The sequence below is a fragment of the Arthrobacter sp. DMZ02-1R genome, from assembly GCF_057747935.1.
Genome location: NZ_CM173230.1, coordinates 237,079 through 257,503 on the forward strand (window position 1 = coordinate 237,079; position 20,425 = coordinate 257,503).

Annotated in this window: 21 protein-coding genes and 1 riboswitch; of the genes, 11 read left to right on the forward strand and 10 right to left on the reverse strand. The window is 65.2% G+C overall.

Translation table 11 applies throughout. From position 1 onward, the window contains the following. The first annotated feature begins 88 nt into the window (after positions 1-88). Positions 89-922, forward strand: a complete 834-nt coding sequence (locus AC3ANQ_RS01080; protein WP_488303402.1) for an isocitrate lyase/PEP mutase family protein — start codon at positions 89-91, stop codon at positions 920-922. A gap of 8 nt (positions 923-930) precedes the next feature. On the opposite strand, the gene AC3ANQ_RS01085 is transcribed toward AC3ANQ_RS01080, so the two are convergent. The 3 genes from AC3ANQ_RS01085 to AC3ANQ_RS01095 all read right to left on the reverse strand — a co-directional run bounded on the left by AC3ANQ_RS01085 (position 931) and on the right by AC3ANQ_RS01095 (position 2,960). Beyond that, entirely contained in the window at positions 931-1,317 is a 387-nt protein-coding gene (locus AC3ANQ_RS01085) for a GerMN domain-containing protein (protein WP_488303403.1), read from the reverse strand. A gap of 577 nt (positions 1,318-1,894) precedes the next feature. Next, positions 1,895-2,293 carry a DUF1801 domain-containing protein gene (locus AC3ANQ_RS01090; protein ID WP_488303404.1) on the reverse strand — a complete coding sequence of 133 codons (399 nt, stop codon included), beginning with the start codon at positions 2,291-2,293 and terminating at the stop codon, positions 1,895-1,897. Positions 2,294-2,396: 103 nt separating this feature from the next. Beyond that, the gene (locus AC3ANQ_RS01095; RefSeq protein ID WP_488303405.1) at positions 2,397-2,960 is read right to left on the reverse strand and encodes an NAD(P)H-dependent oxidoreductase; all 564 of its coding nucleotides are present in this window, start codon (positions 2,958-2,960) and stop codon (positions 2,397-2,399) included. Positions 2,961-3,085: 125 nt separating this feature from the next. On the opposite strand from AC3ANQ_RS01095, the gene AC3ANQ_RS01100 reads away from it, so the two are divergent. The 5 genes from AC3ANQ_RS01100 (at position 3,086) to AC3ANQ_RS01120 (ending at position 6,929) form a co-directional block, all read left to right on the forward strand. Continuing rightward, positions 3,086-3,697 (forward strand): TetR/AcrR family transcriptional regulator, encoded by a 612-nt coding sequence (locus AC3ANQ_RS01100; protein WP_488303406.1) that lies wholly within the window; start codon positions 3,086-3,088, stop codon positions 3,695-3,697. A gap of 42 nt (positions 3,698-3,739) precedes the next feature. Continuing rightward, positions 3,740-4,786 (forward strand): Gfo/Idh/MocA family protein, encoded by a 1,047-nt coding sequence (locus AC3ANQ_RS01105; protein WP_488303407.1) that lies wholly within the window; start codon positions 3,740-3,742, stop codon positions 4,784-4,786. 136 nt (positions 4,787-4,922) lie between these two features. Further along, positions 4,923-5,570: a hypothetical protein gene (locus tag AC3ANQ_RS01110; protein WP_488303408.1), complete on the forward strand. Its 648-nt coding sequence runs from the start codon at positions 4,923-4,925 to the stop codon at positions 5,568-5,570. Between the two features lie 133 nt (positions 5,571-5,703). Continuing rightward, a complete protein-coding gene (locus AC3ANQ_RS01115) occupies positions 5,704-6,255 on the forward strand; it encodes an RNA polymerase sigma factor (RefSeq protein WP_488303409.1) in 552 nt (183 codons plus the stop codon). After that, positions 6,252-6,929 (forward strand): hypothetical protein, encoded by a 678-nt coding sequence (locus AC3ANQ_RS01120; protein WP_488303410.1) that lies wholly within the window; start codon positions 6,252-6,254, stop codon positions 6,927-6,929. Before AC3ANQ_RS01115 ends, AC3ANQ_RS01120 begins: the two co-directional genes overlap by 4 nt. Before the next feature lie 273 nt (positions 6,930-7,202). On the opposite strand, the gene ald is transcribed toward AC3ANQ_RS01120, so the two are convergent. After that, positions 7,203-8,321: an alanine dehydrogenase gene (gene ald, locus AC3ANQ_RS01125; RefSeq protein WP_488303411.1), complete on the reverse strand. Its 1,119-nt coding sequence runs from the start codon at positions 8,319-8,321 to the stop codon at positions 7,203-7,205. Between the two features lie 222 nt (positions 8,322-8,543). Between ald and AC3ANQ_RS01130 the strand changes: the two genes are divergently transcribed. Beyond that, positions 8,544-9,758, forward strand: coding sequence for a PucR family transcriptional regulator (locus tag AC3ANQ_RS01130; protein WP_488303412.1), 1,215 nt, complete (start codon positions 8,544-8,546; stop codon positions 9,756-9,758). A gap of 142 nt (positions 9,759-9,900) precedes the next feature. On the opposite strand, the gene AC3ANQ_RS01135 is transcribed toward AC3ANQ_RS01130, so the two are convergent. Further along, complete coding sequence (locus AC3ANQ_RS01135) at positions 9,901-11,055, reverse strand: hypothetical protein (protein WP_488303413.1); 1,155 nt, start codon at positions 11,053-11,055, stop codon at positions 9,901-9,903. 2 nt (positions 11,056-11,057) lie between these two features. Continuing rightward, positions 11,058-11,208: riboswitch (cyclic di-AMP (ydaO/yuaA leader) on the reverse strand. 142 nt (positions 11,209-11,350) lie between these two features. Beyond that, the gene (locus AC3ANQ_RS01140) at positions 11,351-12,427 is read right to left on the reverse strand and encodes a flavin-containing monooxygenase (RefSeq protein ID WP_488303414.1); all 1,077 of its coding nucleotides are present in this window, start codon (positions 12,425-12,427) and stop codon (positions 11,351-11,353) included. Positions 12,428-12,499: 72 nt separating this feature from the next. On the opposite strand from AC3ANQ_RS01140, the gene AC3ANQ_RS01145 reads away from it, so the two are divergent. Then, entirely contained in the window at positions 12,500-13,120 is a 621-nt protein-coding gene (locus tag AC3ANQ_RS01145) for a TetR/AcrR family transcriptional regulator (protein WP_488303415.1), read from the forward strand. Between the two features lie 7 nt (positions 13,121-13,127). Here AC3ANQ_RS01145 and AC3ANQ_RS01150 read toward each other — a convergent pair whose 3' ends face one another. Beyond that, on the reverse strand, positions 13,128-13,520 hold the full coding sequence (locus AC3ANQ_RS01150; protein ID WP_488303416.1) for a helix-turn-helix domain-containing protein: 393 nt from the start codon (positions 13,518-13,520) through the stop codon (positions 13,128-13,130). A 55-nt stretch (positions 13,521-13,575) separates the two neighbouring features. Between AC3ANQ_RS01150 and AC3ANQ_RS01155 the strand changes: the two genes are divergently transcribed. Beyond that, entirely contained in the window at positions 13,576-14,325 is a 750-nt protein-coding gene (locus tag AC3ANQ_RS01155; RefSeq protein WP_488303417.1) for a TetR/AcrR family transcriptional regulator, read from the forward strand. Positions 14,326-14,529: 204 nt separating this feature from the next. Further along, positions 14,530-15,813, forward strand: coding sequence for an acyl-CoA dehydrogenase family protein (locus AC3ANQ_RS01160; RefSeq protein WP_488303418.1), 1,284 nt, complete (start codon positions 14,530-14,532; stop codon positions 15,811-15,813). A 176-nt stretch (positions 15,814-15,989) separates the two neighbouring features. On the opposite strand, the gene AC3ANQ_RS01165 is transcribed toward AC3ANQ_RS01160, so the two are convergent. From AC3ANQ_RS01165 to ptsP, 3 genes are all read right to left on the reverse strand, one after another. Further along, a complete protein-coding gene (locus AC3ANQ_RS01165) occupies positions 15,990-16,805 on the reverse strand; it encodes a class I SAM-dependent methyltransferase (RefSeq protein WP_488303419.1) in 816 nt (271 codons plus the stop codon). A gap of 729 nt (positions 16,806-17,534) precedes the next feature. Further along, complete coding sequence (locus tag AC3ANQ_RS01170; protein ID WP_488303420.1) at positions 17,535-17,813, reverse strand: HPr family phosphocarrier protein; 279 nt, start codon at positions 17,811-17,813, stop codon at positions 17,535-17,537. A 41-nt stretch (positions 17,814-17,854) separates the two neighbouring features. Then, entirely contained in the window at positions 17,855-19,543 is a 1,689-nt protein-coding gene (gene ptsP / locus AC3ANQ_RS01175; protein WP_488303421.1) for a phosphoenolpyruvate--protein phosphotransferase, read from the reverse strand. A 117-nt stretch (positions 19,544-19,660) separates the two neighbouring features. Here ptsP and AC3ANQ_RS01180 point away from each other — a divergent pair, with 117 nt between their 5' ends. Beyond that, the gene (locus AC3ANQ_RS01180) at positions 19,661-20,383 is read left to right on the forward strand and encodes a TetR/AcrR family transcriptional regulator (RefSeq protein WP_488303422.1); all 723 of its coding nucleotides are present in this window, start codon (positions 19,661-19,663) and stop codon (positions 20,381-20,383) included. The last annotated feature ends 42 nt before the right edge of the window (positions 20,384-20,425 follow it).

The following is a 20,425-nucleotide window of genomic DNA, read 5'->3' on the forward strand; positions in this document are numbered from 1 at the left end:
CAGCAAGGCAACAGATGTTTCATCCCATTTTCACGATTCGGGGTGCGATTCGCTTTACGTCCGGCTGCCGGGAGGCTGGAATAGAGCAATGATGATGCATCCCGAACTCGAATCCAAGGCCCTCCGCTTCCACGAGCTCCACGCCGTGCCACAGGCGCCCTTGGTTCTGGTGAATGCGTGGGATGCCGCATCTGCGCGGATGGTCGAGGAAGCAGGCGCGACGGCGGTGGCCACCTCCAGCTCGGCAATCTCGTGGAGCTTGGGGTACCAGGACGGAGACCACCTGCCGCGGCAGCTCGCGATGGAGGTGCTGACGCGGATCGCAAAGGCCACCCGCTTACCGGTGACCGCCGACATCGAGACGGGCTACGGACGCACTGACGAAGAGCTCCGGACCACGGTCCGAGCGGTGCTGGACGCAGGCGCCGTCGGGATCAATATCGAGGATTCAGCGGAACAGCCTCTCAGCGATATTGCGGAACAGTCCAGGCGCATCACCCTGATCAGGCAGGCAGCCGATGACGCCGGCGTCGGACTGTTCATCAATGCGCGAACCGACACCTATTGGTCTGGAAAGTTTCCGGACACCGCATATGAGGAAACGCTTCGCCGGGCGGACGCCTACCAGCAGGCCGGGGCGGACGGAATTTTCGTGCCAGGGTTGGCGGATCTCCATATTCTTCACGAACTTTCCCGACGGATCAGCGTGCCGTTGAATGCGCTGGCCGGCCTGGGTTCGCCGTCGCCCGGAGAATTGCACGACGCCGGCGTGCGGCGAATCAGCATCGGCGGCAGCACTGCCAGGGCCGCTTACGCGACGGTCTCCCGGCTCGCAATGGAAGTTCTTGGCGACGGCAACTGGTCCGGCCTCGCCGGAACCCTGAGCTACGCAGACATGGACGCGCTCTTCGGCGGGAGGTAATGCCGGCCTCAGCGCAAGCTCAGGACTTCCGCCAGGGGGCGCCCGTCAATATAGATCGCGGCCTGGGATGCTCCCGTAGCCGCCACTGCGGTCTGCGTCAGCTGTGTTTCGATCCGCGGGTGGTCGCACACGCCCCCGGGACGGAGGGAGCCGCTCAGGTTCACGACGGCGGTGGGTCCGTCGAGGTAGCCCGAAACATAGCGCAGCGCGGAGCCCGAGAGTGCGTTGTACAGGCCTGCCCGGGTTGCAGTGTCATCAGGCGCGAGCAATTGCCCCATCGCCGCGGCCAGCGGGTCGCCGCCTGCAGGGACACTGAATCGCACAGCCACCAGGCTGTCGTCGCAGCCGAACCGCACGCCGCGGCTGCCGCCGTCGCCGATTGCCACGAAATACACGGCGGTCCCAGTCGAATCGACGGCGGCTGGGAAGGGCGCCGGGACCCGCGGACTCGGGCTTCCTGACGCCGTAGAAGACGCGCCCGGGGGCGAAGAAGCCAGGTTGGGTGTCTTTGCGGTTCCTGGGGTCTGGCTTTGCGCCGCTGATGGTCTGGGGGTGCCGCTTGCTGGGCCGGACGTGGCTAGGGGAGTCACGGGAGGCCCGTTGACGGGCGGAGGAGGCGCAGGGCGTGGCATCGGAACCGGCCCGGCCACGGGCGCCTGGGTCGCCGGAATGTAGACCTGCGAAGCGGAGGGTGAACTGGCCGGAGGGCCGCCGCCGGGGGAAGCGCAGCCAGCCAGGCAGAGCGCGAGCGGCAGGCACAATGCGGCGATCGCCGTCGTCGTGCATTCCACGCCGCGCCTGACCCGCATGACAGTCCCCGCTCCTGCCCTGATCACCTCTGTGCCTGTAACTCAACGTTACGGCTGGCCGCCCGCGTGTAGGCCGCCCCGCCCATGACGGTTCGGCCTCAGCTCAGTCACGGAATGGTAGCGGTGCGGGGACGCGACGCTACAATTTCCTAGCCCGTTCCGGCTAACCCGCTCCTTTGATCTTTCGCCAGCCGCCTGCGCGGTTGTTGGCCGCGATCTGCTTCAGCGTGGTGACGAGCGGAGCACTCGGGATTACGTCGTGCTGGTGGAAGGTGATCGTACGGGCGGTTTTGTTGTCGTGCCCGGAGGTGATGATGTTGTCCGGGTCGGGAACAATGGCGCCGTCGTAGAGGAACAAATTGACGTGGTCCTTGGCCGCGAGCAGTGCGCAGACGTTCCCGTCGAGAACGAAGTAAGGCTGCGTGCGGCGCTTGATCGTTTCGACGATTTCGGGTTCGGCCTGGTGGATGAGGTCGCGCAGTTGCTCGCCGATGGCGCGTTGCCAGCCGGGGAGGACCTCGAGGTAGGCGTCGACTTCGGGGTGGCGGTTGTAGTCGGCCATGCCGCCATCGTATCGACAAAGAATGCCCCCGCCCACGCCTCGACGGCGGGACGGGGGCATTTCCTCGCGGGCGCGCGGAGCGCCGTCCGGCGAACTTTGAGAACTAGGCTGCGGCTTCTTCCTGGACGGCCGTCAGGGGCTCGAAGATGGCCTTGATCTGCTCAACCACCTCGGCGTCGTCCTTCGGGTGCAGTTCGGCGAAACGGATCATGGAGCCCGGAACGGCAAGCTTGACGTCCTCGAGAACCTTGGCGCCGGCGATGCCAGCGGCCTTGCGGGCCTCGTCCTGTGCCCAGACTCCACCGAACTGGCCAAAAGCGGTACCGACGACGGCGGTCGGCTTACCTGCCAGCGCACCGGCGCCGAACGGACGGGACAGCCAGTCGATGGCGTTCTTGAGGGACGCCGGCATGGTGCCGTTGTGCTCCGGGGTGACCAGCAGGATGGCGTCGGCTTCGGCGGCGGCAGCGCGGAGGGCTGCGGCTTCGGCCGGGACCTGGCCCTCGACGTCGATGTCTTCGTTGTAGAACGGGATGTTGCCGAGGGAGCCGTGGATCTGCACGTCAACGTTTTCCGGGGCGTTGAGCTGGATGGCTTCGGCGAGTTTGCGGTTGTGGGAATCGGCGCGGAGGCTGCCAACAAGGGCGAGAACGGTGTTCTTGGACATGGGAACTCCTTGGGTCTGGCCGCGGACGGGGTGCCGCGGGCTCTCGGTTTCTGAGGCGTTGCTGCCTTCGTAGATTCTAAACGGACTACGGTCCGCTTAATATTCCCGAGGCTAGAATGTTTTTTGTGAGCCTCATTCCCATCCGGCCCGAGTTGCCTTTAGGGGCATCTCCGGAGCGTAGCGACGCCGCGCGCAACCGCGAACGGCTCCTCCAGGCTGCCAGAGAGCTTGTGGCGGAACACGGAGTGGATGCCATTACGATGGACATGCTCGCCTGCCGGGCCGACGTCGGGAAAGGGACAGTTTTCCGCCGCTTTGGCAGCAGGGCAGGGCTCATGATGACCCTCCTGAGTGACGCCGAATCGGACTTCCAACGCCAGTTCATCTTCGGTCCGCCACCGCTTGGCCCGGGCGCGCCTCCACTTGAACGCCTCATTGCCTTCGGCGAAGCGCGCATCAAGTACGTCGAGGAGTACGGTGAACTGGCCCGTGCCGCGGCCGAGCATTCCCCGCAAAACCGGCACGACGCCCCACCGGTCGTGTTGTGGCACCGGCACCTTGAGATGCTGCTGCGGGAAGCGGGCCTGGACCGCGATCCTTGGCTTCTGGCTCTTTCCCTCGGCGCCGCCCTGGACCCCGAGCGCGTGCTGCATTCCCTGCGGATGCACGGCGTCGCGCCGGAGCGCCTGGCCGAGTCGTGGCGCGAGCTCGTCACCCGCCTGCTGAAAGACGCCTGACAAAACCTTCGCCGGGCTGCCTTGGCCCGGTAGCGTAGCGGCATGACCCACACCCCGATCCGCACCGCCGTCGTCGGCTATGGCCTTTCCGGCAGCGTCTTTCACGCGCCGTTCATCGCAGCCCATCCCGCGTATTCCCTTGACGTGATCGCTACTTCGGATGCGGGCCGCAAGGCCAAAGCGCAAGAACGGTATCCCGGCACGAGGATTGTGGATAGTCCGGATGACGCCCTCGCGCTTGCCGGAGAGTTGGACCTCGTAGTGCTCGGAACGCCGCCGGTTACGCACCACCCGCTCGCGAAGGCTGCGCTGGAAGCCGGGCTCGACGTCGTCGTCGACAAACCGTTCGCCGTGACCAGCGCACAGGGACAGGAACTGATCGAACTGGCGGCGAGGCTGGGCCGCGTCCTCACGGTCTACCAAAACCGCCGCTGGGACGGCGACGCGCTGACCGTGAAGAAGCTGCTCGACGCCGGGACGCTGGGTGAAGTAATGCGCTGCGAGGCGTCGATGGAGCGCTGGGCGCCCGAAATCAGCAAGGCGTGGAAGGCAAGTGCAACAGCCGACGACGGCGGCGGGCTGCTTTTCGATCTTGGCACCCATTTGCTGGACCTCGCTGTGCAGATGTTCGGTCCTGCGGAGGTCATCCACGCCGAAATCATGGCGCGCCGGCCGCAAGAAAAGGCAGATGACGACGTCTTCCTGGCCCTGAAGCATGCGTCCGGCGTGATCAGCCATGTCGCCATGAACGTCAACAGCCAGCTCCACGCTCCACGCTTCCGCATTTTGGGCAGCAAGGGCGGCTTCGTGAAATACGGAATCGATCCCCAGGAGCCGTTCATCCTCGCGGGCGGGCTACCCACGGATGGCGGCTACGGCGTCGACGATCCGCAGTACTACGGCACCCTGGAAATCGATGGCGCGCGGACCACGGTTCCCACCGAACGCGGCGCCTACCAGGAGTTCTACCGGATCCTGGCGGCGAAGATCGACGACGGCGGTGCCGCCTCCGCTTTGCCGCTCCCGGTGGATCCGGCCGGCCCAGTCGAGGTACTCAAGCTGATTGAGCAGGCCAGGGCGCTCGCCTGAAAGTTGTTTTGGATCGGGCGTAACTTCTCCGGGGCCCCCAGCGATGTAAGGGGAGTGTGGGCAACGTCCGCACTGATCATCCGGTAGCGACAAAGCCGCTGCCGGAGCAGTCCAAAAATGTTTGTCGGAGGGTTCCATGTCCTTGTTCACTGTCCTTGCCACCAGCAAAATCGCCGCTAGCGCCCTGGCAGCCGGAGCTGTCGCGGTTGGCGGAACCGGCGTCGCAGCCTTCAGCGGAGCGCTTCCCACCGAAATCCAGCAGAGCGCCCACGAGCTGGTCGGAGCACCGGCTCCCATCGCCTCCAACGCAGCCGAGAGCGCCAAGTCCAAGGCGGCTGACGCGTCCGGGACCGCCAAGTCAAAGGCGGCCGACGCAGTGGACGCCGCGAAGTCCGAGGCTACTGACTCCGTGGACAGCGCAAAGTCCAAGGCCGCAGCAGCAGCCTCTTCCGCCAAAGCCACCGCGCCTGAGGCATTCGGCCTTTGCACGGCGCTGCTCAACGGTGGCTTGAAGGGTGACGCCAAGGTACCCGGTTATTCCTCCTTGGCTGTTGCCGCCGGCGGCGAGGCCAACGTCAAGGCACACTGCGCAACAGTAGTGACCGAAGGCAAGGCTGCCGGACTGGACGCCGACGGTTCTGCGTCCGCGAAGGCTGACGCTGAAGGCACCGCTACGTTGCCTGCTACGCCCGCCGTGCCGTCCGCACCGGCCATCCCTGCTGTACCGGCTGTTCCCGCCGTGCCGTCCCACGTGGACGTACCGGCCGATTCTGTCCGCCCGTAACGCGACAGCTACGCTTGAACGGCGGGGCTCCTTGGCAAAATGACAAGGAGCCCCGCGACGCAACAGACGGCGGCAGTGGTCATTTCCCAGGCCAGGGACGATGACCGTGCTGCGTGGGATGGAGGGGTCGCGGGTGCTTGACCCTTTGGCTGACGAATATTTGCAGGCGGACGAGGACGATCCCGCACTGCTCTTCACGGCTGCCTACAACAACTTTTCAGGACCGGTCTTTGGATACCTGCGCGCCCGCGGCGTAGACGACCCGGAAGCAGTCACGCAGGACGTGTTCCTGGCCCTCTACCCCAAACTGGCTTCCCTCCGCGGGGGCCTCCAGGGGGCAAAGACCTTGCTCTTTTCCATCGCGCACGCCCGAATGGTGGATCACTACCGCAAGCGGGAGCGCACTCCAGATGCTGCGCCCTATGAACCCGATCTAGACGCGCGGCGTACACCATCGGCGGAGGACCAGGCGTTTGGGCACGGGGAAGGGCTGGGCGTGACGGAGCTACTGGCTGACCTCAACTCCGACTACCGCGAGGTCTTGGCTTTACGGGTCGTGGCGGACCTGTCTTTGGAAGAAACAGCGGACATCATGGGCAAGTCCCAAGGAGCCGTGAAGCAGTTGCAGCGCAGGGCATTGAGTGCACTGAGAGAAAGTGCACTACTAAGGAACGGCACATCATGAGCGAAAAATCCCCATCCTGCGGCGAGCAGGGCATCGACCGCCTGCTTGCTGAGGCCGGGCTCGACGAAGCTTACGAGATCCGGACCGAGCTGCTGGAACTGCGCGCCCTTGCAAACAACCGGCCGCAGCCGTCAGCCGAAGTGCAGGCCTTGATGACGCCTACCCGCGTCTCGGCCGTCCCCGTGGCGGCTGCACCCATTGACGAATTGGCCGCCCGTCGCCGCAAGAAGAGCCGCATGGCCTTCGCCGCTGTTGCTGTGGCGGCTTCCCTCGCCGCTGGCGCTACCGCCGCGGCTGCCTCCGACGGCGGCATTCCGGGCACGATTGAACACTTGGGTGCCGTGGTGGGATCGGTCGTCTCCCAGCTCGCAACCGGATCGGGCGGCAACGCTCCGCAACAGCAGGGGACGCGTTCAGAGCCGATGCCCACTCGCGAGGCAAGTGTTCCCGTGACGCCGGCACCCACTAGCCCCGGCGCTCCAAGCAGCACCGCGCATCCAACCCCACGCGCCACTCCCTCCGCCGGGTTCCCGTCGGATCCGCGTGAGGGACTTCGAGACATTGCCAAGGGCGGTCCGGATCCTGTCACGATCCCGACGCCGGGTATCACCGGTCCGACGCTGCCGTTGCCTGAGCCCTCCGAGATTCTCCCGGGCAATCCCGTCAAGCCGTAGCGGTCTTAAACCCCTGCGGGCGTACTCCACCAGACGCTCCTGCAGATTTGACCCGTTTTCGCCCGACGCTCGATCAGGAATACGCCCGATTCCTGCAACCCTCCTGCACTTGATGTGACGGAGCGTTCGGCCAACATGCCTTAAAAGTGAGCGAGGGTCGCCAAGAACCACGACGGCGGGGTGCAGCTTCCCATGGAAGCCGCACCCCGCCGTCGGGCTCATTAAACCGTGTCGCGTTAAACCGTGTCGCGCTCGTTAGAAGCGGAGAGAAGGCTAGGCCGAGACTAGGTTGTGCCAGTCGGCGACGAGGGGCAGGTTGTGCGCCTCGGAAACCGAGTGGTGAGCCACGTGGCCTCCGGCGATGTTGAGGCCGGCAGCCAGTGCGGGGTCGCGGTCGAAGGCAGCCTTGATGCCTAGGTTGGCAAGTGCCACTCCATAACGCAGGGTGACGTTGGTCAGTGCGTAGGTGGAGGTGTTCGGAACGGCGCCGGGCATGTTGGCGACGCAGTAGAAGATCGAGTTGTGGACCTTGTACGTGGGTTCCTGATGGGTGGTGGGGTGGGTGTCCTCGAAGCAGCCGCCCTGGTCCACGGCGATGTCCACGAGCACGGAGCCGGGCTTCATGCGGGAGACCAGTTCGTTGGTGACCAGCTTGGGCGCCTTGGCGCCCGGGATCAGCACGGAGCCAATGACGAGATCTGCGTCGATGACTGACTTCTCGATCTCGTACGCGTTGGAGGCGACGGTCTTCAGGCGGCCCTGGTAGAGGGCGTCCAGTTCGCGCAGGCGGTTGATGTTGATGTCCATGATGGTGACATCGGCACCGAGGCCCAGGGCCATTGCGGCAGCGTTGGTTCCGGCAACACCGGCGCCGAGGACAACAACCTTAGCCGGGCGGACACCCGGAACGCCGCCCAGCAGCACACCCTTGCCGCCGGCAGGCGCCATGAGGGAAGAGGCTCCCACGACGACCGACAGCCGCCCAGCGACCTCAGACATGGGTGCCAGCAGGGGCAGGGTGCGGCCGTCCTGGACGGTTTCGTAGGCGATGGCCGTGACGCCGGAATTGATGAGCTCCTGGGTCAGTTCAGGCTCAGCGGCCAGGTGCAGGTAGGTGAAGAGGATGAGGCCCTTGCGGAAGCGGTGGTACTCGGCCTTGATGGGTTCCTTGACCTTCATGACCATGTCAGCGCGCGCCCAGACGTCGTCGGCTTCGGCCACGATCTCAGCACCGGCAACCGCGTATTCCTCGTCCGTGATGCCTGAGCCCAGGCCCGCGCCGCGCTCCACCAGGACGGTGTGTCCATGGGTGCGGAACTCGTGAACCCCCGCGGCGGTGATGGCAACGCGGAATTCGTTGTTCTTGATCTCTTTGGGGACACCGATAATCATTTTGGGCTCCATGTTCGAAAGGCTTCGACGGCCTTTTTCTCTGCGGGGGGGACTGTGATTCCAGAATAAATCCGCTGTGAGCCAAGCGACACGAAAGGCAACGGCCGCCGTCACGAACTTCCTTGGATTTCCGGGGTTTTTGTCTCCCCGGGCTCGACATTCGTCGAAGCTGAGAGCGTCAGGTGTCGCCTGATGTTCGTTGGGCAAAGTAGTGTTTTCTCCATGCAGCAAGACGTGGAAAAGATCGTCGAGGACGTCGCACTCAAGTTGGGCCGCGGACTCTCCCTGGAAGACCTCGACGGCGTCCTGCTCGCCTACAGTTCCAACCAGTCCCATGCGGACCGCGTGCGCGTGAATTTCCTCCTGAGCAAACGGGTTCCGGTGGACGTCAGTGCGTGGCAGCTTTCGCATGGCATCTCTACCGCGGTGCGTCCCGTCGTCGTACCCGCCAATGAAGAGCTCGGCATGGTGGGGCGCGTCTGCGTCCCGCTGCTGGTGCGCGGTTTCCGCGTGGGTTACCTCTGGGTCCAGCAGGACCTTGACGAGCAGACCGCGACGGCGATCCTCGCCGAGTTGCCGGGCGTCCGGGACGAGCTGGACCTCCTGGCAGGACTGCTGCTCGATTCCAATACGGCCGAGTCGGAGTTCCGGCGCCGCCGAGAGCAGGAATTCCTGGCCGCGTGCCAAGGAGAATCCAACGCGGTGGCGGCCGTGGCCGGATGGAAGGAAATCCAAGGCCGGGGCCCGTGGCAGGTGGTTACCGTGCTCGACGCAGAGGACAGCCGCGGCGTCGCCGATCCCATCGCGGCCACCCTGACGCACCGTTCCGCGGCGCTGCAGGCAACCATCGGCGTCGATTCCGTACTTTTCAGCGCCGGCACCGAGACGCATTCGGTCCTGTTGTTCCGCGAAACCGGCGGCCGGGCGGAACACGCCCAAGTCCTGGTCCACTATCAGCTGGAGCTCGCCAAGCGTGCCGGCCGGAAGGTGGACCGGATCATCCTGGGCATCAGCGAGCCGTTTTCAGTGATCCGCCAACTGGGGCGGGCCTACCGGCAATCGAAGCTCGCGGCCCAGGCTGCCGCCGTCGATCCTCCACTCGGCGAGCTCGTGGACAGCCGCTCGGCGGGCATCTACCAGTTGTTTGAACGGCTACAGGCGCCTGGCGGCTGGGACGATTCGGGCTCTTCACATTTCCAGGCGATCGAGGACGCAGACCGCAACGGCGAGCTCCTGCCCGTGCTCGAACTGCTTTACGACAGCGACGGTTCGGTCCAGGACGTGGCCACGAAGCTGCACTTGCACCGCAGCAGCATCTACAACCGGTTGGCCAGGGTCCGCCAGCTCATCGGCGCTGATCCGATGAATGGCGCTATCCGGCTCGAACTCCATGCAACGCTCAAAGCGCGCCGCTGGGCGGGGCGCCCGCGGATTTGAGGTTGCGCCGGTTACCGCTTGAACGGCCTCAGCTGAAGGCTGCAGCGCCAGCGGTCCGGGCGTCGTTGGACTGATGCGGTCCGGGTGCTCCTGCAGCACCGCCCGTGCCACACGACGGAAGAGGTTCGATGCTGTCCCATCCTCACTGCAGGACCCCGCTTGCAGCGTCCAAAACCGAACCGAGATCCACGCCTGGTTGGGTGGGCTGCGGGGAAGCCGTCGGTGCGCTGCTCGGCTTCACTGGCGGCTTCGGCTTCGATTGACCAGGTGGCGTGTGCGAGTACGGGTCGGTCGGGGTGGGCGTCGGTGAGGGCGGGTCGGTGGGGGTCGGTGAGGACGGGTCGGTTGGGGCCGGGGTCGGGGTGACCGTGACCGGCGGAGCCGGGCTGGGAACCGGAGCAGGTTGAGCCGGCGTGGGAGCGGCCGGCACCGGAGCAAGGCTTGGGGGCAGCGCTGATGGGACTACAGAGGGAACCCGAATGGAGATTGATGGTGCCCCCGCGCTCGACGGCTTGACGGCGACGGGCGCTTGCTGCGGCCCTTGCGCTGGATCCGCCGTGGTCTGACCGGCCTTTGCGGCCGGGGCGTTTGCCGAGGGTGAAGCTGTTGCGTCGGGGGAGACGCTCGCCACAGTGGAAGGGACGTCGGGCTGTACGGAGCTTTGGCTGTCCGCGTCCTTGGCGCGGGTTTCCTGGCCGAAGAAGGGCAACTCAAGGGCATGGCCCAAGGATCCGGCGGTCAACAAGATGCCGAGGGCTCCGGCCACTACTGCCATTCGGTTGCTCATGGTCCGGATGGTCGCAGCCTTCTTCAGGACGGCATGGGGTTCGCGGTTGAACGACGATCCGGCGAAGGACGCCGGAGCGAAGCCTGCACGGGTAGCCGTTGGAAGGGCGGTTGTGGGTGCCTTCTGGGTTTCGGCGGGGGGTGCAACGGTCGGGATGGCCGTGGTGGCGGGTTCCGGTTCGGCGGGGGCCGCCGTCGTTGTTGCCACTATCGGGATGGCTGCGGTGGCTGGTTCCGGGGCGGTGGCGGGTTCCACCGTTGCGGGTGCCGCGGCCGGAAGGTTCGCGGTCTCGCTGGCTTGGGCTGCCCGCTTCCGCTCGGCCGCGCGGGCGGCCGCTCGCGTGGTGGGCGTCGTCGTCGGGTTCGTCGGGGTGGTGGGTGCCGGCGTCGAAATTTCGGAAGCCGGTTCAGGGACGAACGGTCCGCTGTCTTGGGCCCGACGGCGTCCGGTCGGTTTGGTGCGCTCGCGCGCCACTTGGGCACGGCGAGGCTGATCCATGGTTGGGGACATGGTGATTGCCTCTCAACGCCTCCGAGGTTAGCTGTCGGGTTCGGACGAGGCCGTCCGGCCGCGCATGGCGGCTTCACCCCAAGGACCTGTGGAGAAGTAGGCCCGGAGACTCTGGGTCCCCCGTCTCTGCCGCTAATCTAGCGGAATCCGGGTTGCGGCAGAGCTCGGCGTCAGCCCGGAAGCGACCCAGCTGGGGATTGGGTCGCCCCTCGACCGTACAACAGCCGGCCAGAAATGTCACATTTAGATAACGGGCCGGGCGACCGGTATTCCGCTGGGATTTTCGCCCAGCGATCTAGTCCCGCGACGCTCCAGCCTGCCCGGCGATGAGTCCGGCGACGTGTTCGGCGTCCCGGCCGACCCCACCCACGAGGCCCGAGGTCAGTCCGTATTGGAATGGCATGCCCACGAAGAACAGCCCCGGCAGTTGCTCCACGGCTCCCCGGCAGGTAAGCGGCCAGCCGTCCTCGTCCGCCGGAAGTCCTTGGATCCAGGCAAAGTGCGGTTGATAGCCGGTAGCCCAGATCACGGTGGAGACAGGGAGTGTTTGGCCATCGTCCAGGAGCGGCTGGCCCCCACGGGTGCCCGTCAGGCGTGGCAGGCGGGTGACTCCCGCGGCGTCGAGCTCTTTCGTGGACGCCCGGATCAGCGGCGCGCCGTGCTTGGTGAAGCCGACCGCAACTTTGCGGCCGATAGGAGTGGATCGGTTCATCACGTTGTGGATGAAGAGCCACCAAAGCCCCCCGGCGTATCGCGTCACAGGACCCGGAACGTGGAACGGGGGAGTTCCGGCGACGTAGGTGCGGTGGCTGGATGCGAGCTCCAGGGCAATTTCGACGCCGGATGTGCCGGAGCCGACCACCAGGACATCTCCGGGCGGAACCGAGTCCGGGTTGGCGTACCCCGCGCCGTGCAGTTGGTGAATGCCCGGGTCCAAGGCCTCTGCGAAGGCTGGAATCCTTGGGCGGGCATTCGGGCCTGTTGCAACAACCACGTTCTTGGCCAGGATCGGTCCGGAGCTTGACTGGACTCGGTATCGCCCGTCGTCGCGCTCGATTCCGGTCACCTGGACGCCATGACGCACCGGGAGGTTCCAGTTACCGGCGTACGCCTCGAGGTATTCGGCCATGGCGTCTTTGCTGGGAAAGGTGCCCCGGTTGGCGGGGAAGGGCAGGCCGGGCAGGGAGTCGTGCTGCGCAGGGGTGAAGAGCCGCAAGGAATCCCAGCGGTTCCGCCACACATCGCCTGTGCGGGCATGTGAATCCAGGATGAGGAAGTCTTGCCCTTGTTTCTTCAGATGGAATCCGGTGGCGAGCCCGGCCTGTCCGGCGCCGATAACCGCGGTGTCTACTTGCTCAACGTTCATGTCCATCGCGAAGCCTCCTGAGGTGTGCCAGCTTGACTAGAATAGCATTCTAGTCATTGGAATGCTATTCTTTTTTTCGTGGAGATTCGGCATAACGACAGGCGGGTGGCTCAAGCTGTCGCCACCAAAGCTGCGGTGGTCGAGGCCGCCAAGGAACTGTTTCTGAGCAGGGGATACGTGGCCACCACTATCGGGGCAGTTGCCGAGCAGGCTGGCGTGGCTATCCAGACCATTTACAACTCGGTGGGCAACAAGGCGGCGCTACTCTCGGCCGTGGTCGACGCTACGGCTGCCGGTCCGGAGGCGCCCCGCTCCGTTCCGGAAACCATGCGCGAGCGGACAGCCGCAGCCGTCGACGCAGGCGCGGTCATTGAATTGTTGGCTGACTGGTTCTCCGAAGTGCACCCACGGAGCAGCGAATTGTTCAGCGTCATGAGGCAGGCATCCGCCGTCGACGCTGAAGCGGCCAAAGTGCTGAGGGACCGGGCAGAGCTCCGGCTACGGAACTACGCCGAAGCGGCTGACGCGCTCCGGCAACGCGGGGCGCTGACCTCCGGCATGAGCGATGAGCAAGCAGCGGCCGTTATCTGGTCGGTGGGGCACCCTGACACCTATCGATCACTGGTACTGGATTTCGGCTGGGAACCGGAGCGGTACCGGGATTGGGTCCACGCGGCGCTGAAGGCGGCCCTCGCCTAGCTTTTCGCTACGTGCTTTCCTTGTCTGCCGCGGCCTTCTTCTTCTGGGTCTCCAGCCACGCCATGATGTCCGCGAGGCGGATACGGCGGTGTGTGCCACGGTATTCGACAGGGATTTCGCCACGGTCGGTCATGTTGCGCAGGTAGGTGTGCGAGATTCCGGCGAGTTCGGCCGCCCGCGACGTCGTGAGCATTTCCTCCACGCTGCTGACGGTCACAGCTTCGCCGCGGCCCAGCCGGCCGAGGAGATCGACGACGGCGTCCCTCGCCTCATCGGGCAGCCGGTGGACGGTGCCGTCGACGAAAACGGTGATGTCGTTGCTGTCCTGGAGTGAGCGCGCCAGGTTCCGGGCGTCGTCTGCCGGCAGGCCGGGCGTCACGCGGGGAGCTATCAATGCCATGGCAGAAGCCTAGCCGCATCGATTTGTTGGGCGGAACTGCGCTAGATTCACGCCTATGGTCAACTACCCCGCGAATCCGGATCCGGGCCCCGCCGTGGCCGTGGCAATCGAGCTGCTGGTGCGGCAAGGCTACGACGCTACCTCCGTAGACGACCTAGCCGATGCCGCAGGAATCAGCCGCAGCACGTTCTTCCGCAAGTTCGGTTCCAAAGAGGACATCGTTTTCGCTGATCACGACCGCATTCTGGCGCGGGTTCAGGAGCTGCTTTCGCGCACGACGACGGCTCCGTTGCGTTCGGTTGTGGATGCCGCGCTCTTGGTCTTTGACCACCACGTAGGCAACCGCGAAACCTCCTTGGCGCGCTACGAGCTCCTGCGCCGCGTGCCCGCCCTTCGTGATCGTGAACTGGTCATGACGCATCGCTATCAGCGGGCCTTTCGAAGCCATCTCCAGGCTGCACTTCCCGAGGACGGGAACCGGGAACTTACTGCCGTGGCCTTTGCTGCGGCGGTAGTCGCGGTGCACAACAGCATTCTGCGCCAATGGCTGCGGGCGGCTGTTGACCGCGAGCACATCGAGGGCGAGGCGCGGCAAGCTGAAGCCCGAGGGTTGGCCGCCGGGCTCGCGCGGGATTTGGAGGCTCTGGCTGACACTTTCGCCGGGGGTCCTGCCCGGGTTCCAGCAAGCCAGGCGGCCGGTGCGCCGTCCGCGGAAAGTGGCCGTCCCGCCGTCGTGGTTGCTGTCCTGGATCCAGCCGCAGGCACGGAACAAATCCTCCAAGCGGTCCGCGAGGCCCTGACATAGCTCGTTTTCGTCGCGGGCGTCGGATTCTGCTGGATCAGTCGGGTGTCCAATCAAAACAACCCCGTGGTTTCGCGGCTCCGTCTTTGGGCGCGGCGGAGTGATCCAGCAGAAACTCCCTCACTGGAACTGGGTTCCTTGACATGAAACTGAGTGTCAGCGCATGCTGGGAGTCGCAGATCGCAACCCCAGAGCGAGGATTCCCCCATGACGACGACGTCCGACGACACTTCCGCAGAACTGAATGCCGTTTTCCCGGTTGGCGCTGTTTTCCCGGATGGCGCTGTTTTTCCGGTTGGCACAATGGAGCCCGAATATGTCCTGAACGAAGCGCTGGACCCGGATCCGGCCTCCGTTTTCAAGGACATCAGCAACGAGGACCGCGCCTACTGGGATCGCGCCCGGGCCTTTGTCCAAGATGAAGTCCTTCCAGTCATCGCGGGCTACTGGGAGCGCGCGGAGTACCCGCTGCACCTCGTGAAGCGTCTGGGCGAACTCGACCTGCTGCGCGACGGGATCGACGTCGACGGGTTCCCTGCCATGAGCAAGACCGCTGCCGGGCTGGTCACCATGGAGCTGAGCCGCGGAGACGGCTCCATCGGCACCGTGGTGGCGGTACAAGGTGGTTTGGCATTGCGTTCCGTGGCCGAATGCGGTTCTCCCGAACAGCAGGCCCGCTGGCTTCCAGCGCTTTCCCGGGCCGAGGAGTATGGGGCCTTCGCGTTGACCGAACCGGCGCACGGCTCCGACTCGGTAGGGCTCGAAACCACTGCAACAGCCGTCGAGGGCGGTTATGTCCTCAATGGCGAAAAGAAGTGGATCGGCAACGGCTCGATCGGCGGCGTGACGGTGGTCTGGGCCCGGGGAGGCGACGGGCAGGTCCATGGCTACCTTGTCCCGCAGGATTCCCCCGGCTACTCCGCCACCACCATTGAGGGCAAGCTCTCGCTGCGGGCCATCTTTCAGGCACACATCCGATTGGAAAACGTCTTCGTGCCGGCGGAAAACGTCCTTCCGGACGCCCGGAGTTTCAAGGACACCGCCCGCGTCCTTTTGGCGACCCGGCTGGGAGTGGCCTGGTCCGCCGTCGGGCATGCCACTGCCTGCTACGAGACTGCGGTGCAGTACGCCGTCCAGCGCCGGCAGTTTGGCCGCCCGCTGGCAGCTTCGCAGATTGTGCAGGAGCGTCTTGCCCGCATGCACTCCGAGCTCGCCACCATGCAGCTCATGGTCATGCAGATGACCAGGCTGGACGAAGAAGGCGTCCTGACCCCCGCGCAGGCGGCGCTCGCGAAGTTCACTTGTACCCGCACCGCCCGCAGCATCGCCTCGAACGCGCGTGACCTGCTGGGCGGCAACGGAATCCTGTTGGTCAACCGCGTGGCGCGGCACTTCGCCGATATCGAAGGCATCCATACATATGAGGGCACGGAAACCGTCCAGGCCCTGATCATAGGACGCTCCATTACGGGCATCTCCGCCTTCGCCTGAGCGGCTTGCCTCTTGCTCCTTGCCCCTCGTGACGTCCGCTCACTCTGTGACGCCCGCTCACCTTTACGGCCTTTTGACAGAACCCTCCTGCAGATTTGAGCCCATTCGACAGAACCCTCCTGCAGATCTGCAGGCCCTATTTCCCTCATCCCGGTGCGGTCGCTGGAGCCATGGCGTCACTCCACCACGGCAATCGCGAAGCCACCCCACGCGCGCTTCTTGTTGGTCTCACGACCGAGCACATGCAGTTCGAGTAGCGCCAATCCACGGGATCGGAGAAGTTCGGATAGACGCTCTCCCGACGGTGGTGCACTGTCCACGCCGAACTTCAACTGTTCTCCCACTGCTTTGGCCGCAGCCCTCCCGTACCGCCAGTACGGCGTGTTCGACTCGAGGGTCTCGGTCGTGAAGTAGTCGAACGCGAGCAGGCTGCCCTTGGCGCAACTCGCAACTTTGCTCAGTGTGTCCTCGATCGCTCCCCGGTCGAGGTACATCGTCACGCCCTCCCAGAGGAATAGAGCTGGGCGCCGGGGGTCGAACCCTGCGTCCACGAGTTTGGCGAGCCAGTCGTCCTTCTCGAAGTCCGCTGTCACGAACGTGACCCTGCGTGCGTCGATTCCTGCCTTGATCAGTATCTCGCGCTTGACTGCCTGCGTCTTCGGGGCATCAACCTCGAAGGAAGTGACCTGCGTGTCCTGCGGGAGGCGGTATGGGCGGGTGTCGAAGCCGGCTCCGAGGATGACCAACTGGTCGATCCCCGGAAGGAAGCGGTCCAGGGACCCGTCGAAGAATGTGACCCTGGCCGACGCCTCGGCTTGTGGAGGTATCTCGCCCTCGAAGGGGTACCGGAAGGTCTTTGGGACGAAGCCTGTGACGCGGTGCGCGAAGACCGTCGGCCAGAATGCCAACCGCATGCCCAGCCAAGGCACGCCGGGCAGGATGGGCAACAGCCGGTTCGCGGCCTGGTCTTCGCGTAGGCGGAAATTGTGCATCGCCCACCTGACGGACGGAGAGCGGTGCTTGCGCGCTTGTCGACACGCCGGAAGGCTTCGCGGCCAGGAGCTTCCATACCCAGATCGCATAGCCGAGCAGCGAGACCGGGAGCAGTACAGTACTGAGCGCATAGAAGGCGACGGCGGCACTGGGCTTGCGCATTCCCGGCCCCTTTCGGCTGGTGGTGCCCATGGGCGACTGCGCGGTCCGGACAATCGCCTATGAGCAGTTTGGGGTCCTGAGCAACGCTTGTCACCCGGTCAGCGCTGCCGGAACGACGCTAATTACCGCTGTGAGTATCTGCAGGAGCGTTGGGCAGGACGCTGCCATATGTGAGTGAGCGTCGGGTTGGAGGCCGTCATATCTGGAGGAGGGTCGGGAAAGGAGCCTTCATATGTGAGTGAGCGTCGGGTTGGAGGAATTGATGAGGGCCGTTAAAGAAGATTCCAATTTCCGCGTCATGATTCGGCGCCTGGTCCCACAAACAGACAGCGCGCCATCGCGGTCCCCCCGTACTTGGTGGCGCGTATTCCGGTAGAGACCCCCGGAAGCTGTGGCCGGCCCTTGCGGCCGGCCACAGTCCCCACCGGCTCCCAGCCTTCGCAAGCTCAGGCCGGGGCCCTCGCCGGTGTGGGCCCACCCACCGGCTCCCAGCCTTCGCAAGCTCAGGCCGGGGCCCTCGCCGGTGTGGGCCCACCCACCGGCTCCCAGCCTTCGCAAGCTCAGCACTAAACGGCGTCGAGGTCTGTTTCCAACAGGGTTACCAGGGAATCCAAAGCAGCGCCGGCGCCGTCGCCCTCTGCCCGCAGCACCACGACGTCGCCCTTCGCCGCGCCGAGCGTCATGAGCGAAAGGATGCTGGCGGCGTCGAGCGCGTCATCGGCGGGGGCTCCGGCCATCGCGATGGTCACTTCAACCGGGGATTCCCCTGCGGCTTCCGCGAAGATCGCCGCGGGGCGGGCGTGCAGTCCGGAGCGGCTGGCGATGGTGGCGGTGCGTTCGGGCATGGTTTCTCCTTGTGTTCAGATACGGGTTGGTGCGGCGGGGCTCAGAGCCCGAGTTCCTCAAGGATCGGCAGCTTGGCACGGACCCAGGCCTTGGCATCGAGGGCGTCCGAAGCGCTGAGCGCCAAGCGGGCCAGCTCCCGCGCCTGTTCCAGAGTCACCGTTTTGAGCACGGTTCCGACGGCGGCCAGGGACCGGGCGGTCATGGATAGCGTGGACACGCCCAGGCCAACAAGTACGACGGCGAGGGCCGGGTCTGCGGCCGCTTCACCGCAGACGCCAACGGGTTTGTTGTTGCCCTCTTCCGCAGAGCCCGCGACGGTCAGCTGCACCAAGCGCAGGACCGCAGGCTGCCACGGGGTGTTGAGCTCGGCAAGGGGGCCGAGTTGCCGGTCGGCGGCCATGGCGTACTGCGTGAGGTCGTTGGTGCCCAGTGACGCGAAGCCTACGTGGCGCAGGACCGAGGCCGAGGTCAGAGCCGCAGACGGAACTTCCACCATGACGCCGGGAGTCTTGATCCCGGCGGCGTCACACAGCGAGGCGAAACGGGAGGCTTCGGCGGGCGTCGAGATCATGGGCGCCATGACCCACACATCGGCTTCTGATTCCTCGGCCGCTATGGCGATTGCCTCGAGTTGGCGTTCCAAAACGCCGGGCGTGGTGAAGTCGGTGCGGTAGCCGCGGACACCGAGGGCCGGATTGGGTTCGGTGGCATCGGTGAGGAAGGGAAGGGGCTTGTCGGCGCCGGCGTCGAGGGTCCGGAGCACCACTTTCTTGCCCGGGAAGGCATCGAACACACCCCGGTACGCCGCGGCTTGTTCCAGCACAGTCGGCTCGGTATCACGTTCCAGGAAGCAGAATTCGGTGCGGAAAAGGCCAACGCCCTGGGCGCCCAACGCGGCGGCCGCGGCAGCGTCCTTGGCCCCGCCCACGTTGGCGAGAAGCGGAACCAAGTGGCCGTCCGCCGTCGTGCCGTTTCCATCAAAAACCGCCAGCGTGGCGGCGTTTTCCACCCACGCGAGGGCGGCGGCGCGCTGCTCCTCGGACGGTTCGAGGGAAAGTGAGCCGGCTGCGCCATCTACAAAGACCTCGGTGCCGTCCGGGATCTCGTCCACCCCGCGGGCAGCGACGACGGCGGGCAGGCCGAGCGAGCGCGCGATGATCGCCGTATGGGACTGCGGTCCGCCGCCCGAAGTAACCAGTGCTGTCACAGTGGCGGGGTCCAGCGTTGCGGTGTCTGCCGGGGCCAGGTCTTCGGCCACCAAGATGAACGGAGTGTCCGACGCCGGGATCCCCGGGGCGGGGACGCCGCGGAGTTCGGCGACGATCCGGGCGCGGACGTCCAAGACGTCAGTGGCACGCTCGGCCATGTACCCGCCCAGGTTGTGGAGCATTTCCGATACCGAGGCGCCGGCTTCCCAGATGGCGCGTTCCGCGGAGCTGCCGTTGTTGTTGATGAGCTTGGTGGCCGATTTCAGGAGCATGGTGTCCTTGGCCATCAGCGCGGTGGCTTCCAGCACGGCCTTACCGTCTCCGCTGGCCTTGTCCGCGCGCGCCTTGAGTTCGTCGTGGACCGATTGGGCCGCCGCTTTCAGTCCGGCGACGGCTTCTTCCGCCGTGGTGGACACGGCTAGCTGCTCGCCCGACGGCGGTTCGCTGACTGGTTTGGGCATCTGACGGATAGTGCCAATGACGCGGCCCGGGCTGACGCCTACTCCTTGGAAATTCTGCACTGAAATCCTCTGTTCCTGCTCTCGGATCGGACCCGCCGGCTGCGGCGCCTCGGGGTCCGAAAAAATCTCGTGTGACTCACTTCATATAGCGTTGCTATAGGTGCTAGGGTAGCGGCTATGAGTTTCGATGACCAGCTTCCGCCTAAAACTCGGCTGCTCCGTGCAGCTGCCGAGTTGCTGGCGAATTCGGACGGGTCGCCGGTCTCTACGCGCCAAATCACCAAACTTGCCGGCGTCACGGCGCCCACCCTTTACCACCACTTCGGCGACAAGGAGGGGCTGTTCGACGCCGTCGTTGCTGCCGGCTTCGAGGAGTACGTGGCGGGAGAGCGGGACTTCGCACCTTCTGGGGAACCCCTGGAAGACGTCCGGCGGATGTGGGACAACCACGTCCAGTTCGGACTTACCCAACCGCACCTTTACCTGGTGATGTTCGGCAATATCCGTCCCGAAAGCAGGCCGGCCATCGTGGCTGATGCCGAGTCGCTTCTGGAGGAAATGCTGAGCAAGGCGGCCATTGCCGGGCAGATCAACGTACCCCCGCGCGAGGCTGCAAGGAGCATCCTGGCAGCCAACGTTGGTGTCACGCTCATGCTCATTGCAGAGCCATTGGAAGACCGGAGCCTCGAGCTCTCCACCATGACCCGGGATTCCATGATTTTCGCCGTGTCCACGGAAACAGCCCGTGGCGCCGCAGTAGACGACTCCGGCAAGTCGTCCGTTGTTGTTGCGGCAATCGCGCTGAATGCGGCACTTCAAGCCTCGCATTCAGACCAGCTATCCAGTTCGGAGCTGAAGCTCTTCCTTGAATGGCTTCACCGAATCTCCAGCAGCTCCTAGAGCTGTCCTCCTTCGATAGATATCGACTGATCCCGCACTGCT